The organism is Henriciella sp. AS95, from assembly GCF_038900055.1.
GTDB lineage: Bacteria > Pseudomonadota > Alphaproteobacteria > Caulobacterales > Hyphomonadaceae > Henriciella.
In genome coordinates this window covers 3,027,077-3,043,678 of the sequence record NZ_JBBMQM010000001.1, presented here as the reverse complement: position 1 = coordinate 3,043,678, position 16,602 = coordinate 3,027,077, and the positions used below count along the sequence as shown (strand labels likewise).

13 protein-coding genes are annotated in these 16,602 nt (G+C 60.5%); 9 read left to right on the top strand and 4 right to left on the bottom strand.

What is annotated here, in order from left to right; genetic code table 11:
* Positions 1 to 22: 22 nt before the first annotated feature.
* Positions 23 to 1,633, bottom strand: coding sequence for a BCCT family transporter (locus WNY37_RS14625; RefSeq protein WP_342974131.1), 1,611 nt, complete (start codon positions 1,631 to 1,633; stop codon positions 23 to 25).
* A gap of 345 nt (positions 1,634 to 1,978) precedes the next feature.
* Between WNY37_RS14625 and WNY37_RS14620 the strand changes: the two genes are divergently transcribed.
* The 5 genes from WNY37_RS14620 to WNY37_RS14600 all read left to right on the top strand — a co-directional run bounded on the left by WNY37_RS14620 (position 1,979) and on the right by WNY37_RS14600 (position 10,051).
* Positions 1,979 to 4,576 (top strand): TonB-dependent receptor, encoded by a 2,598-nt coding sequence (locus WNY37_RS14620; protein WP_342974130.1) that lies wholly within the window; start codon positions 1,979 to 1,981, stop codon positions 4,574 to 4,576.
* A gap of 75 nt (positions 4,577 to 4,651) precedes the next feature.
* Positions 4,652 to 6,643, top strand: a complete 1,992-nt coding sequence (locus tag WNY37_RS14615) for a sulfotransferase (RefSeq protein WP_342974129.1) — start codon at positions 4,652 to 4,654, stop codon at positions 6,641 to 6,643.
* A 219-nt stretch (positions 6,644 to 6,862) separates the two neighbouring features.
* Positions 6,863 to 7,660 carry a hypothetical protein gene (locus tag WNY37_RS14610; RefSeq protein WP_342974128.1) on the top strand — a complete coding sequence of 266 codons (798 nt, stop codon included), beginning with the start codon at positions 6,863 to 6,865 and terminating at the stop codon, positions 7,658 to 7,660.
* A gap of 195 nt (positions 7,661 to 7,855) precedes the next feature.
* Positions 7,856 to 9,040 (top strand): hypothetical protein, encoded by a 1,185-nt coding sequence (locus WNY37_RS14605; RefSeq protein WP_342974127.1) that lies wholly within the window; start codon positions 7,856 to 7,858, stop codon positions 9,038 to 9,040.
* 90 nt (positions 9,041 to 9,130) lie between these two features.
* Positions 9,131 to 10,051 carry a surface lipoprotein assembly modifier gene (locus WNY37_RS14600; protein WP_342974126.1) on the top strand — a complete coding sequence of 307 codons (921 nt, stop codon included), beginning with the start codon at positions 9,131 to 9,133 and terminating at the stop codon, positions 10,049 to 10,051.
* A 9-nt stretch (positions 10,052 to 10,060) separates the two neighbouring features.
* Here the strand turns inward: WNY37_RS14600 and WNY37_RS14595 are convergent, their stop codons facing one another.
* Positions 10,061 to 11,533 (bottom strand): S8 family serine peptidase, encoded by a 1,473-nt coding sequence (locus WNY37_RS14595; protein ID WP_342974125.1) that lies wholly within the window; start codon positions 11,531 to 11,533, stop codon positions 10,061 to 10,063.
* 106 nt (positions 11,534 to 11,639) lie between these two features.
* On the opposite strand from WNY37_RS14595, the gene WNY37_RS14590 reads away from it, so the two are divergent.
* The 4 genes from WNY37_RS14590 to WNY37_RS14575 all read left to right on the top strand — a co-directional run bounded on the left by WNY37_RS14590 (position 11,640) and on the right by WNY37_RS14575 (position 14,392).
* Complete coding sequence (locus tag WNY37_RS14590; RefSeq protein ID WP_342974124.1) at positions 11,640 to 12,134, top strand: RNA polymerase sigma factor; 495 nt, start codon at positions 11,640 to 11,642, stop codon at positions 12,132 to 12,134.
* Positions 12,127 to 12,921, top strand: coding sequence for a hypothetical protein (locus WNY37_RS14585; RefSeq protein ID WP_342974123.1), 795 nt, complete (start codon positions 12,127 to 12,129; stop codon positions 12,919 to 12,921). Before WNY37_RS14590 ends, WNY37_RS14585 begins: the two co-directional genes overlap by 8 nt.
* Positions 12,922 to 12,924: 3 nt before the next feature.
* Positions 12,925 to 13,434 (top strand): hypothetical protein, encoded by a 510-nt coding sequence (locus WNY37_RS14580; protein ID WP_342974122.1) that lies wholly within the window; start codon positions 12,925 to 12,927, stop codon positions 13,432 to 13,434.
* A 130-nt stretch (positions 13,435 to 13,564) separates the two neighbouring features.
* A complete protein-coding gene (locus WNY37_RS14575) occupies positions 13,565 to 14,392 on the top strand; it encodes an enoyl-CoA hydratase (protein ID WP_342974121.1) in 828 nt (275 codons plus the stop codon).
* Here WNY37_RS14575 and WNY37_RS14570 read toward each other — a convergent pair.
* Together WNY37_RS14570 and WNY37_RS14565 are read right to left on the bottom strand one after the other, a co-directional pair.
* The gene (locus WNY37_RS14570; RefSeq protein WP_342974120.1) at positions 14,389 to 15,696 is read right to left on the bottom strand and encodes an MFS transporter; all 1,308 of its coding nucleotides are present in this window, start codon (positions 15,694 to 15,696) and stop codon (positions 14,389 to 14,391) included. The genes WNY37_RS14575 and WNY37_RS14570 overlap by 4 nt on opposite strands.
* Positions 15,693 to 16,556: an alpha/beta hydrolase gene (locus WNY37_RS14565; protein ID WP_342974119.1), complete on the bottom strand. Its 864-nt coding sequence runs from the start codon at positions 16,554 to 16,556 to the stop codon at positions 15,693 to 15,695. Before WNY37_RS14565 ends, WNY37_RS14570 begins: the two co-directional genes overlap by 4 nt.
* Positions 16,557 to 16,602 lie beyond the last annotated feature (46 nt).

Below are 16,602 nucleotides of genomic sequence, written 5' to 3'. Positions count from 1 at the left end.
CCGTGGGCGCGCTGGTTGGCCGTCAGCTGTCGTCAGCCTTTGCACGGACTTCGCTGCGAAGGCCGAGATAGAGGCTGATGCAGCAGACCAGAAGGATCAGCGTGAAGGGCAGGGCTGCGGTGATCGTGCCCGCCTGCAATGACTGCAGCGTTGACCTGCCGCCGCCATAGAGCAGCATGGAGGCCGTGACGCCCAGCATACAGGCCCAGAAGACGCGTTGCGGAACCGGGGCATCTGTCTTGCCGCCCGAGGTGATGCTGTCGATGACAAGCGCGCCAGAGTCCGCCGAGGTCACAATAAAGACGACCAGAAGGAAGATGGCGGCGGTCGATGTGATGGCGGCCAGGGGCAGGCTGTCGAGCAGCTGGAACAGGGAGAGGGCGGCGGTCTCGATACCGCCGGCGAGATCGCCTTGGCCCGCTTCGAATTGCTGGATGGCCGTTTCGCCGAAGGTGGTGAACCAGACTACGCAGATGACGAAGGGGCAAAGGATCACGACGGTGAGGTATTCGCGCACTGTGCGGCCGCGCGAGATGCGCGCGATGAACATGCCGACGAAGGGCGACCAGGAAATCCACCACGCCCAGTAGAAGATGGTCCAGTCATGGAACCAGGCCTGATCGGTGCGGCCGAACCAGTTGGTCAGGGCCGGAGTGTCTTTCACATAGGCGATGAAGTTCTCGCCAAAGCCCAGCGTGATGGCGAGGGTCGGACCGGTGATGAAGACGAAGATCATCAGCAGGAGCGCGATCGACATGTTGATATTGGAGAGCAGTTTCACGCCGCCATCCATGCCGCGCAGAACCGAAATGACGGCAAGCCCCGTAATGGCGAGGACCAGCCCGACCTGCATGAGCAGGGTTGGCTTGAAGCCGAGAAGGTAGCTGACGCCGCTGCTCGCCTGCATGGCGCCGATGCCGATGGTTGTGGCAAGGCCGAACACAGTCGAGATGACCGCCATCGTATCGATGAAGTGGCCCCATGCGCCCCAGACACGCTCGCCCAGGATCGGGTAGAAGGCTGAGCGGATGGTGAGGGGCAGGCCTTTATTATAGGCAAAGAAGCCGAGCGCGAGGCCGACGATGGCGTAGATCGCCCAGGGCGACAGACCCCAGTGGAACAGCGTGGCGCTGAAGGCGAGGCGGCGGGCCTCTGCACTTTCGGCTGCGGCATCGAGCGGCGTGCCGAACCAGTCTGTGTAATAGGCGAGCGGTTCGGCCGCGCCATAGAACATGAAGCCGATGCCAACGCCGGCGGCGAACAGCATGGCGACCCAGGATGTGAGCGCGAATTCCGGCTTTGCGTCCGCCCCGCCCAGCCTGATCTTGCCGAGCGGCGACAGCGTCAGGAAAACGCAGAAGATAAACAACAGGACCGGCGTCATCGCGAACATCCAGTCGAAGGTGTGGAGCGTCCAGGAGCGAGAGGCCTCCAGGCCGCTACCGGCGGCTTCCGGGAAGATCAGCGAGACTGCTGCGAACAGCAGAACGAGACCGGCGCTCAGGAAAAAGACCGGGTTGTGAATGTCGAGGCCCCAGACCTCAACATTGTCCTGTCCGACTTCGTAGTCGGTCTCGTATTCGATTGTGTCGTTATCGCTATCAGTGTCGGTCGGCGTATCGGCGTCGCTCATCCAAGATCTTTCAAAACTAAATATTTGATTCGATTTACGAAATAGTCTGATGCAGGGCTGAGAACATATATTTAGGTAGATTCCAACATGCCTGAGATTGGAATCTACGTGTGACTTTGGGGCAACATTTCCACAACCCCTTGAATTAACATGGATTAATGTTGTGTTTTCGCGCCTGCAGCAAAATCAGGCCAATAGCAGCAGTGGGCCGATATTTTACTTTGCAAAATAAAATTCTATTCATCACCGCGTCATTCAAATTTCGTCTGCCTGGCTTGGCGCGTCCCCTGGCGCGGCCTGATCTGGCGCCGTTTTGACAAAAGTAGCAATCGAGGGATTCATTTCATGAACAGACTTCTAGGCGGAGCATCTCTGCTCGCCATCAGCGCACTCACATTCGCAGCGCCGGCCATGGCGCAGGACGAGACCGGCGCACAAAAGCGTCGCCTCAACACCGTCACCGTGACAGCAACCAAGCGCTCTGAATCGGCGCAGGACATTCCCGTGACCGTCAACGCGCTCGGCGAGCAGGAGCTTGAGCAACTCGGCGTCAAGAATTTCAGCGACTATCTCGTCCAGCTTCCGGGCGTGACGGCGGGCGGGTCCGGCCCCGGTCAGAACACGATCTATATTCGCGGTCTCGCGTCGACGACGCCAAACCTGACGGTCGCCGGTGTGGCTGGTCTCGCGCCGAACGTCGCTTTCTATCTCGACGAACAGCCGCTGTCCCAGCCGGGCCGCAACCTGGACGTCTATGCCGCTGACCTTGAGCGCCTCGAGGTGCTCTCCGGGCCGCAGGGCACGCTGTTCGGCGCAAGCTCGCAGGCCGGTACGGTTCGCCTGATCACCAACAAGCCATCGCTGTCCGGATTTGATGCCGGCTTCAAGGCGTCGACCTCCTTCACCGATGGCGGCGAGATGTCGAACAGCGTCGAGGCGATGATCAATGTGCCGGTGACGGACAAATTCGCGCTGCGCGGCGTTGTCTATAATGACAGCCAGGGTGGCTATATCGACAATGTCGGTGGCACGCTGACGGCGCGCGACTCGGCTCGCTTCCGCCCAGCCGGGACGGTCCGTGACAATGGCACCGTCGTCTCACAGGCGCGGGCCGGTAAACAGGCCGATGGCGACAATTCCATTGCGGTCGATATCGTCGATTTTTCGGGGATCAATTTCATTCAGGCCGATAATGGCGCGATCGTTGAGGATGATATCAACGACACCAATTATCAGGGCTTCCGTCTGAGCGGCTATTATGAGTTCAATGCCGACTGGGACCTGCTGATCCAGCACTCCCAACAGGCCATCGAGGCCGATGGCGTGTTCTTCTCCGACCCTGACCTGGACGATTACGACATTGTCCGCTTCACGCCGGAAGAGATCGAGGATGACTTCCACTCCACCTCATGGACGCTGGAAGGCCGCCTCGGCATGCTCGAAGCGCTTTATACCGGTGCCTATACCGAGCGGAACACCGACCAGGTTGTCGATTATTCCGACTATCTCTTCGTGGGCCAGTACCTGCCATATTATATCTGTGATGGTTCGGTGTCGTATCCGAGTACGGGTGCGCCGACGGGCACCTGTTACGCGCCGAACCTCTATGTCAGGTCTTCTTCGGAGACGAAGGTTCAGACGCACGAGCTGCGCTTCAACACGCCGAGCGAAAATCGCTGGCGTGCGACTTTCGGTGCGTTCTACTCTGACCTTGAGCTCGCTGAGCTGAACGATTTTGTCTATCCTGGCTCCACGCAGGTGCTCGGCTTTAACGGTGAGACCGGCTTTGCGCCGAACTATCCGCTGACCAACACCGATGTCACCGGCGAGGTCGGCCTGGCGTCGCCTGGCTATTACAGCGAAGCCGGACCGTTCCCTGCTGGCGTCATCTTCCGCAATGACGTGTTGCGCACTGACGAGCAACTCGGTGTGTTCGGGGAGACGACGTTTGACCTGACCGACCAGTTTGCCGTGACGCTCGGTGCACGCTGGTATGATGTCGAAGTCGACCTGGAAGGCAGTGCAAACTCCTCCTTCTATAACCTTGGTCAGGCAGATGATGCTCAACGCGCCGGGACCAATATCTCGGCTCAATATGCGCCGGGTAATGCTGCTGGTAATCCGGACAAGGCCGCGACCGATGGCGTGATCGTGAAAGCGACCGGTGAATGGACGCCGACTGAGGACATGATGTTCTATGCGACCTATTCGGAAGGCTTCCGCCCAGGCCTGCTGAACCGTCCAGGCGGCGCATCGGGCCCAGGCTCGTACACTGTGCCGTTTGCTGTCGATACCGATGAAGTGACGAACTATGAGCTGGGTTGGAAAACCGAGCTGTTCGACAATTCGCTCCGCTTCAACGGTGCGGCCTTCTTCGTCGAGATTGAAGGGCTTCAGACCACGATTTTCGATCCGAACATCGTGAACCTGTTCTTCTCCGATAATGCGGCGAATGCAGAGCTGAAAGGCCTTGAGGGTGACTTCACCTGGGGACCGGATTCCATGCCGGGACTGACGGTGGCAGGTGCGTTCTCGCTGCTGGATTCGGAAATCACCGAAGTCCTGACGCCAACCAATGATGTGATCGTCGGCAGCGAACTGGCTTACGCGCCATCCTATCAGGGTAATCTGCGGGTGCGTTATGAGTGGGATCTCGAGCAGGAGATTGCCGGCCAGTATCTCACCGCGCATGTCATGCCGCAGCTCGTCTTCTCTGACGGTTCGTTCAGCGACATTATCGAGATCAACAAGGCTGAACTCGATAGCTATGCGACGCTGGGCGTAACGGCCGGTGTGACCGCTGACAAATGGGCGGCAGAGCTGTTCGTGACGAACCTCACCAATGAGTATGCGGCGCTGTCGAACGACTTCGTCTTCGACCGTGAGCGCGTCACGCCGATGCGTCCGCGCACGATCGGTCTTCGCCTGAGCTACGACTACTAGTCCAGCGCGATATCCGCTAACCTTCGCAGCGTCCCGGGTGACCGGGGCGCTGCATTCATATCGACCGGAGATCCGATGAGCGAGACAGGTTACGTGAAGAAGGACATATTGCGAGAGGTCCGCGCTGCGATGCAGGTGGGCAATTTCGAAGCGGCCCTGTCACGCGCGAAACATTTGCTGGACCTCGCGCCGGAGCATCGCGAGCTGCTGTACATGGCGGCGGCCTCTGCGCGCTATCTGAAACAGACTGACGCGGCCCGCGATTACCTGTCGCGGCTGAAACGGGTCGCGCCGGATTTCGGCCGGGCCTTTCAGGAAGAGGGGCACCTGCTGCGCAATACGGGCGATCAGGCGGGCGCGCTGGCGGCTTATCGGCTGGCAACGCAATACAATCCGGCGCTGGTCGCAAGCTGGCAACGCCAGGCGGAGCTGTATACCGCGCTTGGCCAGGACCGGGCGGCGGCGGATGCGCGGGCGCAGGCGGCGCGGCTCGAGGCTTTGCCGCGTGAGCTGCTGGCGGTGACGAACTATGTTCATGAAGGCGAGGTGCTGCACGCAGAGAAGATCGCGCGCGCCTTCATGCAGAAGCATCCGAAACATGTCGAAGGCATGCGTCTGCTCGCGGACATTGGCTCGCGGCTCGGTGTGCATGAGGATGCCGACTTTCTGCTGGAAACAGCGATCGAGCTGGAGCCGGACAATCTCCAGCTGCGGATTGATTACATCCAGGTGCTCCGTAAACGGCAGAAGTATGAAGCGGCGCTGGAGCAGGCGAACGTGCTTATGAAGCGTGACCCGGACAGCCCTGTTTTCCAATCGCTTTTTGCTATTGAGAGCATGCAGGCCGGTGACTATGGCGCGGCGATCGACACCTTCGACAAGGTGCTCGAAAAGCTGCCGGATGATGCCTCGACCCTGACGTCACGCGGGCATGCGCTGAAGACCTTTGGGGAAACCGATGAGGCCATCGCGTCCTATCGCGCGGCCATTGCGGCAGACCCCCTGCAAGGCGATGCCTGGTACGCGCTCGCCAATCTCAAGACCTTCCGTTTCGAGGATGATGAGATCGCCGAGATGGAGCGCGTCGCCGGCGACCCGAACCTCTCCTATATGGGCCGCGTGCATGTCGCCTTCGCGCTCGGCAAGGCCCTGGAGGACCGGGCGGACTATGACGCTGCCTTTGAGCGGTATAGCGAAGGCAATGGGCTGAAGAAGCGCCAGACGCGCTATACGACCGAACAGATGCAGGAAGAGTTTGCCGCGCAGGAAAAACATTGCACGCAAGATCTGTTCACTCGCCGAGCCGGGGCAGGGCATGATGACCCGGCGCCGATTTTCATCGTCGGCCTGCCAAGAGCCGGCTCCACGCTGATCGAGCAGATCCTGGCCTCGCACAGCCAGGTGGATGGCACGTTGGAGCTTCCGAATATCCTGTCGCTGGCGCACAGGCTGCGCGGGCGCAAGCAGGTCAGCGACCGTGAGCGCTATCCGCGTATCCTGCATGATCTGCCCGATGAGGAGCTGGCCGCGCTCGGGCGTGACTATATCGAAAACACGGCCATCCACCGGCAGGGCGCGCCGTTCTTCACCGACAAGATGCCCAATAATTTCCGCCATATCGGGCTGATCCAGCTGATCCTGCCCAATGCGAAGATCATCGATGCGCGCCGCGAACCGATGGCGTGCTGTTTCTCTGGCTTCAAACAGCTCTTCGCCGAAGGGCAGGAATTCTCCTACAGCCTTGAGGATATCGGGCATTACTATCGCGGTTATGTTGACCTGATGGGCCATTGGGACCGCGTGCTGCCTGAGGGGCGGATCCTGCGTGTGCAGCATGAGGATGTGGTTGGCGATCTGGAGACGCAGGTCCGGCGCATTCTCGATTATTGCGGCCTGCCATTCGAACAGGCCTGCGTCGACTTTCACAAGACGAAGCGGGCGGTCCGCACGGCGAGCTCGGAACAGGTGCGTCAGCCGATCTCGGCATCCGGGCTTGAGCAATGGCGCCATTTCGAACCGCATCTGGGCCCTCTCAAAGCCGCGCTTGGCGACCTTATTGCGGGTTGAAAACGGGGCCTGAGGTCCGGTCCTGCATGGGTCTGGTGACAATTCAAAATGGAAAAAATTGAGCGGTTTGAGCGTGAGGGCCATTAAATAATTTGGGCTGGAATCGCCTGTCACTATTGGTGATCCGGACTTTTGAGGGGGCTGGTCGACCTAATTTTTGGGAATAGAGTTCGATCCGGCCCGTCACTTCCTTGCCATGTCAAAGACAAGGAGCGACAAATGATCCATTCAAAGATTCCTGTAGCCGCATTTGCGGTAATTGCCACGCTCATCATCGCGCGACCTCAGGCCGTGCAGGATTGCGCAGCTGTCTTCTCGGACTCGTGGTTCGAACCGTCTACGGACTTTTCGGCCGACACCGATATTGATCGTAAGGCAGTCGTGTCCACCGAGAAGCGGACAGGTACCAAAACGATCCGGTCCGAAGAAATGGCGGTCAGCCGGTCGGCCACCGATACGGTCCGCACTGAACAAAAGGCTGTCAGTCCACCCCCTGCCAAAGTCACACGCGCACCGCGCCAGCTTCAGGCCAGCAATAACACCACACCGGCGCCCTCTGGCGAGCCTGTTACGCCTGTCCGCGATTTGTCCACGCTGCGCTTCGACGCGGTGGCTGACGGAAATTGTGACACGGCCCAGCTGGTCTCGTTTAACGGCGTGACCCGCTCCGGCGCGGCGTCCCGGGCGACGGGAAATGGTTTCGCAGATTGCGGCGACGTGCTGGCGGCGGCTATCGCGGAGGAGACAGACCGGATGACCGGAATAGAGGACATCCTGACCGATGATGTTCTGGACAATGTCAGCCAACCGACGCCTGAGACGACGGGCGCTCTGGAAATCAGTCTTTATGTGTCACCGGATGTGGCATCGGAAATGACAGCGGTCATTCACGAGACGGTCAATGAAGACATCGCGGAAAGCCTTACCGCGGACCTGACCAGTCAGCTCACAGAGGATATCAACGCCGTGGTGGATGAGACGGTTGTTGATACTGTGATCGGCGCGCTCTGTTTGTAAGCGAGCGATCACCAAGAAGAAGCCGGCAGCGCTCCCACCCCTCCATCCTGCCGGCTTCTTTCTTCCCTATACGTCTTAAAAGAACCCTTTAGTGCATTGATTTCCCGAGTTTTTACAGAGCTCGGGATTTTTTCTGGAATAAAATCCGACCCCACTCGTCAGTGTTGCATCTTGTGAAGGTGAAGGAGTAAAAACATGATCAAGACGACATCCATGACGGCACTGGCCACAGTTCTGATGGTCGGGTTTGCGACCGCAGCGCCTGCCACATCCGGATCGACCGGTGCATCCGGTGTGACCACCGGAGACGCTGGCAACACCCAGGCAGTTGAGCTGTTCCAAAACGGCCCTCTTTATGCAGACGAAAACCTGCAGGGTCCGCTGGCTCTTGATCTTCTGGACGGATCGGTGCTCGACGCGGTTGCGGACGCAGAAATCCTGGCGACCCTCGATGCTCTGAAAGGGTCCCTGGCAGATATTGTTCTGGACGCCGATGCGCTGGCAGACATCGAAATCCTGCGCGGCGCGCTGGTTGATGCCGATGTCGACGCCGATGTCGCCGCTATCATTTCGGTCCTCAACGGTGCCCTTCTGAACACGGATGCGAATCCGGACCTGCTCGCGAATGTCGCCTGGCTGAATGGGGCCTTGCTGGATAGCTGCCTGCACCCTGACGTGCCGGCGGCACTCTCGGTCCTCGACGGCGCGCTGCTCGACACGAGCATCCCTTTGAATATCGCGGCCGACATATCCGTGCTTCACGGGTCGCTCGCCGACGTTGACGTTGATGGCTCGGTCGGCCTCCAGCTGAGCCTGCTCGGCCTGGAATCTGATGGCGATCAGCCGGCACCTGAAGCGTTTAACGGTCTGGACGTCGTTAATGGCCTGCTCGACCAGGTCGCTGAGCGTGACGGAAGCTGCTGCGGCGGCGACGGTCCCGATACGGAAGATGGCATCGCCAATGGGGTCGAGCTTGTCGAAGGCCTCAAGGCTGACAAGATCGAGCGCCTCACCGGCGCAGTCACAGCCTCCAAATACCTCGTTGGCAGCACTGCCGATCAGACGGGCGATCAGCTGGGCGGCAATGTCGTGGAACTTGTCCCGGGAGCGCTGCAAAAGGTCAGCTCTGGCACCGGCCCAAATCTCCTCAATTGCGGTCAGTGCGACCAGGGCGATCAAGGTGATCAAGGCGGTCAGGCTGTCGAGACTGATCACGATGTCGATATGATGTCGGACTCAATGGTCGCCGTTGATGACGTGATCATGGCCGACGTTGCCGCCGATCTCGTGTCGACGCTGTCGAACGAAATCTCATCGGAAATTAACGATGTGGTTGATACAAGCATCGTAGACGGAGTGGTTGGTTCGCTCGGCCTGTAAGCGGATCAATCATAGAAGCCGGCGGGCCACCCCAACCCTTGCAAGTCCGCCGGCTTCGCCCCCAACAAACAGGCATTGGAGGAAAGACAAATGAAGATTTCAAAGTCGATACTGCAAGCACATTTCATCACCCTGTCCACGCTGGCGCTCTCTCAGACGGCCGCCGCCGACGATACGGTAAAGTTCACAATCGAAGGCGGCGTCAGCGCCGTCGCTGACAGCAATGTCGGTATTCCGGACCTTGATCAGAATACGGACAATAGCGATGTCGCTGTTGAGCTTCGGGGCCGTCTCCAGATGGACATCAAGCCCACCAAGGAGGCGGTGATCCGTGCCGGCTACGAAATCACCGATACGAGCTATCAGGACTTTGGTGAGTTCGACCTGCAGACCCATCGTGGGTTTGCCGAGGCCGAGTATGACTTCAAGGTCGTGAAAGCGGGCGTGCTGGCCAATTATGTCCATGCCCGCCTCGATGATGAGGGCTATCTCGATTACACGCAGATCCAGCCCAATATCTCACGCCTGTTTGGCGACTCGGTGTTTGTCCGCGGCGCTTATGTGAAGTCGTTCAAGGACTTCAAGACGCAGGACGGCCGTGATGCTGAAGGCGACGCGGCGCGCGTTGATGCGTTCTTCTTCCTCAATGGCAACAAGCAATACATCTCCGTTGGCGGTCAGTATGGCGAGGAAGACGCCGAACTCGACCAGTTCGACTTCAAGGGTGGCTCAGCCCAGGCGCGTTATACCCAGCGCTTTGATGTTCTGGGCAAGGAGACCACCATGCGCTTCGGCGCAGAGTACGAAAACCGTGACTACCAGGCGGTAGATCCGGCAATCGGCGAAGAGCGTCAGGATGAGATCGTCTCAGCCGAGAGCGACGTCGAAGTCGAGATTGCCGGACCGGTATCGATGGACTTCGGCTACAAGTATCGTGACCGCCAGTCGAACCTCGACAGCGCCGACTATGACGAACATGTCGGCAAGGTCGGCCTGAAGGTGGAGTTCTAGACCAGCAGCCTAGCGCGTCGGAGACAGGATCCCATAGCCGTAGATGTCGTCCCGCCCCCCTTTGGGGCGGGAGCGGACAGAGGCCTGGATGAGACTGTCTGCGGCGCCGGGCTCCAGCCGCCTCGCATTGGTCCAGCCGCCGAGAAAGGCGGTCACGATCGGAGCGGCGAAGCTGGTGCCGGAGTCGCGAGTGGCCATGCCGCCAGGCTTTGCAACGGGAACATCGACGCCGAGCGAAGCGACATCCACAAATGATCCGCGATTGGCCCAGCGATAGATTTTCCCCTTTGCGTCGACCGCTGTGACGCCGACAACGCCGTCATAGGCGGCCGGATAGAGCGGACCGGAGGCGGGGCCTTCATTGCCGACAGCAGCCACGAAAACGGTTCCGGCGTCTTGCCGCGACTGGATGATGGCTTCCAGCGCCCGATTGGGTGGGCCGGTCAGGCTGACATTAATCACGGCCGCGCCATTTGCCTGCAGCCAGTCAATGGCTTCGATGAGGCTGGCCGAGGTTGCGCCTGTGGTCCCGTCGCTGGACAGGAAGAATGCCGAGGCCGCCAGCAATTCATGCCGCGCCTCAGGGCTTTTCGCATTGTTTGCCGCCAGGATGGACGCGACGGCGGTGCCATGCGTCTGCGGACGAAACTCTCCCATTGAGACGAAATCAGCCTCGTAAAGCGTGATGTTTTGCAGGGCAGGGTGGGTTTCGTCGACGTCCGTATCGATGAGGCCGATGCGAAGTGCGTCCGGGCTGGGCGCGTCGACGTTGGTCGTCGAACTCATCCGCCTGGCAATATCGCTGGCCAGATCGGACGGCTCTGACGCGCCCCGAAAGACGTGATTGCGGTCTGATGGTGAGGCGTCGAGCGAGGCGAGCTTTGCCTCAATGGCCTCAGCGGTTGGCGTGTCGGATGTGAGGCTCACGACAAACAGCGTTTCGTCCGCGCCGGAGAGGTCCGTGCGCTCCACGATGTCAACGCCGAGGTCTTCCACGTCGCCCGCGCGGGCAGATGGGACGAGCACCACCCATTCGTTTCGCACGACCGGCCAGCCCTGATCGAGGTCCAGCTCTATCGGGCGTGCGCCGCGAACATTGATGGGCAGGCGGGAAATGCCCGGAATGGCGGTGGTGAGATTATCGACCAGTCCGATGGTCCGGCCCAGCGTGTCGTCCAGCGCGATGATTTGAAGCGTATCGACAAGCGTATTGCCGACGTCGACTGAAGTCGCCACCTCGCCGATGCCGTCAACAATTGGCAAGCCTTCCAGCAGTTCGCCCACAGGTTCGAGCGTGTCATCGAGACCGTTGCCAATCTGCTCGGTTACGAGGTCTTCGACCGTGCGTTCGACGTCGCGGACCGTTTGTTCCAGCGAGTCAGCCAATCCCGGCAGAAGCTGTGCGTGAGCGGCTGGAATCATGGCAAGCATGGTTCCCGCGCACAGGGCGCCAAGACGTGAGAGGAAGGGGCTTATCGCCATATCCGGCTCCAGTTCTACATTTCTAAGTATAGTAGAGACGTATCATTTCTAAAAAAATTTCATGCAGCCGGGAATAAAACCGCAGCCGAGACGTGAATGAGGTGAAATGACTAACAGGCCTGGTCTTAATAATGAGATTGTCGAAGCGGTGCCGCATGTCCGGCGCTTCGCATACTCGCTCACGCGCAATGCCGCGGACGCTGACGATCTCGTGCAGAGTGTAATTGAACGTGTGCTCGACCGGGGCTTACCGGACGATGCCGAATTGAAGAAGTGGATGTTCAGAGTGTGCCGCAATTTATGGATCGATGGCCTTCGCGCAAAGAAGACGCGCCTGGAAGCGGTGCCTGAATTGCGGGAGCGGCCGGCCAATACGCTGTCGAGCGAGACGGTCGCGGCCGACCAGATGATGATGGCGAAGACACGCGAAGCCATTGATGAACTGCCCGATGCCTACCGCGAAGTGATGACGGTGGTTGGGCTCGGCGGCGCTTCCTACAAGGAAGCCGCAGCGATGCTGGACACCCCGATTGGAACGATCATGAGCCGGCTCGGACGGGCACGCGCGATGGTCGCAGAAAGGACAGGCTATCATGACTGATGCCCTGAAAGATCTTGATGTTCGCCTCAGCGCCTTCCTCGATGGCGAACTCTCGCCTGAGGAAATGGCGAAGACCGAGGCAATGATTGCTGGCGATGAGGCTGTTGCCGCGCGTCTCGAGGCGCTGGCGGCTGCGCAGTCGAATTTCGACGCGGCGGCGGGCGAGATTGATGATGTTCCGATGAGTGCTGGCCTCAGTGACCTGATGGACAACCTGGAATCGGGCACTGTCAGTGCCGAGGAGTCTTCGAACGTTGTCGCCTTCCCGATCTGGAAGCGGGCGGGTGCCTTCATCGAGAAACACAGGGCCGTCGCAGCGGGTGTCGTGGTGGCGGCTGGTACAATGTCGATGACGACGGCGATCCCGGCCCAGGTGGCCAGCGTCGATTCGGTCAGCGGAACTTACTATGCCGATAGCGGCTTCGGGCGCGTGCTCGAAGCGTCCGCCAGCGGCACAGAAACGGAATTCGGCGACGGGATGGTGGCGACACCGCGTCTCACCTTCATTAGCGGTGAGCAATACTGTCGCGTCGTCGATATCAATACGTCCAGAACGGACGGTCGGTTGGTGGCTTGCCGGGCAGAAGACGCCTGGCGTGTAGCCATCGCCACTTTCGGTGAGGCCGCCTCTCCCTCCCAAGGGCCTTATCGAACAGCTTCCGCGGCAGGTTCGCAAAGCATCGAGACGTTTCTCGATACAGCGATGAGTGATGCCCCGCTCGACACCTCGGCGGAAGCTGACCTTATTCAGTCCGGATGGACGAAAAAACAGGCAGAAACGGAGTAAGCAATGGGTACTCATCATTTGAAACTGGCTCTGGCTGCAGGAGGGCTCATGCTGATGAGCGCCTGCGCGAGCACGCAGACCTATCGCGAGGCCCCGGGCAGCCGGTCTTCGGGGTATACCGACACACAGATTGAAGCGAACCGCTATCAGGTCGGCTATCGGCTGAATAAGGACAATGTGGCCGAGGCCCAGTCCCTGGCGCTGCGCCGGGCCGCCCAGCTGACGCTGGAGAAAGGGTTCGACACGTTCGAAGTCGTCTCGCAATCGACCAACCGCGACAGCGAACGCACTGAGCGGTATCCGTCGCGTGATACGGTGGTCGAGCGTGATTGCGGGCTGCTCGCATGCACGACTTCGGTTTCGCGGGCGCCGAACGACCCCTTCTATGACGGCATCGAGACCGAACGGAACACGACCGTTGTCGTGCTGGAAATCGTGCTTTCCGACAAGGATGCGAGCGTCAGCCCGTCGCTCTACAATGCGTCTGAAGTCTTCGCGAACCTGTCGGACTGAACATCCGGCTAACAGGCATGGCCTGGTCGATGGCCGGTCGCCGCGTCCCGTTGGCGCGATGGCGTTCATCACCGTTTGCATCGCGCGCCCGTCTGTTTAGGACGGGGCGTGATAGCGGGAGGTCTATGCGATGAGCGAATGGGTGATGCCTGAGGGGCGGACCGTCCACGGGTCTCTGGATAAACTTGTCGGCATCGCTGATGGCGGGGCCGGCTGGCTGGTCTTCAACAATCCCGAACGGCGCAATGCTGTATCGAAAGAGATGTGGGAGGCCATCCCGGTCATCCTGAAAGCGTTCGAAGACGATCCGGAGGTGAAGGTCGTCATCCTGACCGGGGCGGGCGGCAAGGCCTTTGTGTCTGGCGCGGACATTTCAGAGTTCGAAACGCGGGTCGAGAAGGCCAGCGATGATGGCGCGTTCCGCAAGGATGCAGAGCTCGCTTATGCGGCGATCGCCAATTGCAAGCTGCCGACAATCGCCATGATCGGCGGGGCCTGCGTGGGCGGCGGTATGGCGACGGCGCTCTGCTGTGATTTGCGCATTGCGAGCGAGGGGTCGAAGTTCGGGATTCCGGCAGCCAGGCTTGGCATCGGCTATCCCTATGGCGGCGTGGAGATGCTGGTCGCCATTGTCGGGCCAGCCAGGGCCAAGCAGATACTCTATACGGCCAGCATTTTCGGAACTGATGAGGCCGCTGCGTGGGGCGTCATTCATGAAGCCGTGCCCAAAGGGCGGCTGGACGCGCGTGTGGCAGAGCTGGCCGCGACGATCACGGCGAATGCGCCGCTATCGGTTTCAGCCTCCAAGGCGTCAATCAATCATGCGGCGGGCACAGCGGCGGACATGGATTTTGGCCTCGTCGAAGCGGCGATCTCGAAGGCCACGCACAGCGAGGACCTGATTGAGGGCCACCGCGCCTTCCTTGAAAAGCGCAGAGCCATCTTCAAAGGGCGTTAGGCCGGCTCAACCGCGCCAGACTTCGCCATCGCGCGGGCGACATCCTTGCGATAGTCGAGACCGGCGAAGAAGAGGCAGACGATGCTGGCCGCATTGAAGCCGAGGATGACTTTCAGTGCGTCGGCGAGCGGGGCTTCATGGCCCGCTGCGAGAAAGTAGTCGCTGATCGTACCGGCGATGAGCGGACCGCCGCCAATGCCGATCAGGGTCAGGCTGAACAGGGTGAAGGCCGCGCCGACCGAGCGCATGCGGACTTTCACCAGCTCCTGCGTCGCGGTATAAGCGATGGAGGCATAGATGAGGCCGACGAAGCTCGGCACCACGTTCCAGACATAGGCCATCTCGACGGTTTTGGCGCTGAGCACCATCCAGGCGAAGGGCAGGGCGACGGCGCTGGTGACGGCGATGATCCAGGGGCGCCAGCGAAGGTCCTTCGAGGAAAGCCGGTCGCACACGACGCCAAGGATCATCGCGCCGGCCCCGCCGACACCGCCGATCAGCAGGCCGAGCGGAAGGGAGACATCCTGCGGCTGCAGGTCGAAGGTGCGCTGCAGGTAGCTTGAGGTGAAGGCGACGAAGGCGTTGGCGGAGATGCAGATGAGCAGGCAGCCGAGCAGGATGAGCAGATAGCTGCGCTGGCCGAACATGAACTTCATGGTTTCGAGGAAGCCCGGTGCGTCCTCGTCAGGCTGGCTGGCATCGGAGAAGCCGCGCGCCGGCTCCTTGACGGTGAAGCGGACGAGACAGGCGAGGATCAGACCCGGAATGCCGGCGGCGAAGAAGGCCGCACGCCAGCCGAAATGCGCATAGACATAAGCGCCGAGAATGTAGCCGATCATGATGCCGAAGCCGATGCCGCACGTATAGACGCCGAGCGCGAAGGCGCGCTGCTGTGGGGGGTAGAGATCCGCGATCATCGAGGTGGCGGGCGGTGTGCCGCCGGACTCGCCGATGCCGACACCCATGCGGGCGAGGAAGAGATGCCAGAAGTTCTGGGCAAAGCCGGTCAGCGCCGTCATGCCGGACCAGATGGTCAGCGCGATGGTGATGATGTTGCGGCGATTGCCACGATCAGCCCACATGGCAACGGGGATGCCAAGCGTTGCGTAGAGGGCCGCGAAGGCGAGGCCGGTGAGCCAGCCGATCTGGCCGTCCGAGAGGCCGAACTCAGCCTTGATCGGCTCGATCACCGTGATCAGGATCTGCCGGTCGACATGGTTGAACGTATAGACGAGCGTCAGGACGATGAGCATCCATGTGCGGCCCGGAATCGCGCCTGGTCTGGTCGCTGTGCCTGTAGTCATGACTGTGCCTCGATCTTTTTCAGGAATTGCGAGATGGCGCTGACCGCGGCCGGTTCGTCAAGCATGGGGGCGTGGCCCCGGCCGGGAATGGTGACGAGTTTGCCGTCCGGGTGGCGCTTGATCATCAGTTTTGCGGTCTTCGGCGACAGGACGTCAGAGGTTTCGCCGCGTGTGACGAGAAGGGGAAACGGCTTCATCGCGTTGAACAGCCGCCACATGGCGAAGCGCAGCATCAGGCTGGGCTTGGACTCGCCGAGCGACTTGGTGATCTGCGCATCATAGTCGAGTTCGAGTTGGCCATCGCCGGTTTCGCGCCAGGTGCGGCGGGCGAAGGCGAGCCAGTCCTCGTCTTTGTAATCGGGAAAGGCGATGGTCTGGCTGGCGGCGGTCTTTGCTGCGGCGGTGCTCCAGTCGGAGACCGGTTCCGGCGCGCCGGCATAGGCGGCGATACGCGCGAGGCCCTTGGCTTCGACGACCGGGCCGACATCATTGAGAACCACGCCTGAAATCTTTTCGGGGACGGATTTTGCCATCAGCATCGCCATGAGGCCGCCCATGGACGTGCCGATCAGGGCGGTCTTTTCGATGCCGAGATGGTTCAGCAAGGCGATCATGTCGCCGGCATAGTGGACCGGGGTGTAGGTTGCCGGATCAGCGGCGCGCTGTGACCGGCCGCGCCCACGCACATCGACGGCGATGAAGCGATAGGGGCTGCCCAGCGCCTCGATCATCGGCTCGAAGTCTTTGTGGTTACGCGTCAGGCCGTGCATGCACAGCACGGTGAGCGGGGCCGTGTCCGGGCCGTAAGCCCAGGCGTAGAGGTCCAGGCCATCATCGGAGGTGTAATGAATGTCGGTCATGAGATGAGCGGCGTTCTGCCGGTCGGGATGTGGACGCTCGACAGGT

Coding starts and splice junctions, on each gene's coding strand:
- WNY37_RS14605 (WP_342974127.1), top strand. CDS start 7,856: ATGATCAAGACGACATCCATGACGGCACTGGCCACAGTTCTGATGGTC.
- WNY37_RS14585 (WP_342974123.1), top strand. CDS start 12,127: ATGACTGATGCCCTGAAAGATCTTGATGTTCGCCTCAGCGCCTTCCTC.
- WNY37_RS14575 (WP_342974121.1), top strand. CDS start 13,565: ATGAGCGAATGGGTGATGCCTGAGGGGCGGACCGTCCACGGGTCTCTG.
- WNY37_RS14610 (WP_342974128.1), top strand. CDS start 6,863: ATGATCCATTCAAAGATTCCTGTAGCCGCATTTGCGGTAATTGCCACG.
- WNY37_RS14625 (WP_342974131.1), bottom strand. CDS start 1,633: ATGAGCGACGCCGATACGCCGACCGACACTGATAGCGATAACGACACA.
- WNY37_RS14580 (WP_342974122.1), top strand. CDS start 12,925: ATGGGTACTCATCATTTGAAACTGGCTCTGGCTGCAGGAGGGCTCATG.
- WNY37_RS14595 (WP_342974125.1), bottom strand. CDS start 11,533: ATGGCGATAAGCCCCTTCCTCTCACGTCTTGGCGCCCTGTGCGCGGGA.
- WNY37_RS14615 (WP_342974129.1), top strand. CDS start 4,652: ATGAGCGAGACAGGTTACGTGAAGAAGGACATATTGCGAGAGGTCCGC.
- WNY37_RS14565 (WP_342974119.1), bottom strand. CDS start 16,556: ATGACCGACATTCATTACACCTCCGATGATGGCCTGGACCTCTACGCC.
- WNY37_RS14590 (WP_342974124.1), top strand. CDS start 11,640: ATGACTAACAGGCCTGGTCTTAATAATGAGATTGTCGAAGCGGTGCCG.
- WNY37_RS14570 (WP_342974120.1), bottom strand. CDS start 15,696: ATGACTACAGGCACAGCGACCAGACCAGGCGCGATTCCGGGCCGCACA.
- WNY37_RS14620 (WP_342974130.1), top strand. CDS start 1,979: ATGAACAGACTTCTAGGCGGAGCATCTCTGCTCGCCATCAGCGCACTC.
- WNY37_RS14600 (WP_342974126.1), top strand. CDS start 9,131: ATGAAGATTTCAAAGTCGATACTGCAAGCACATTTCATCACCCTGTCC.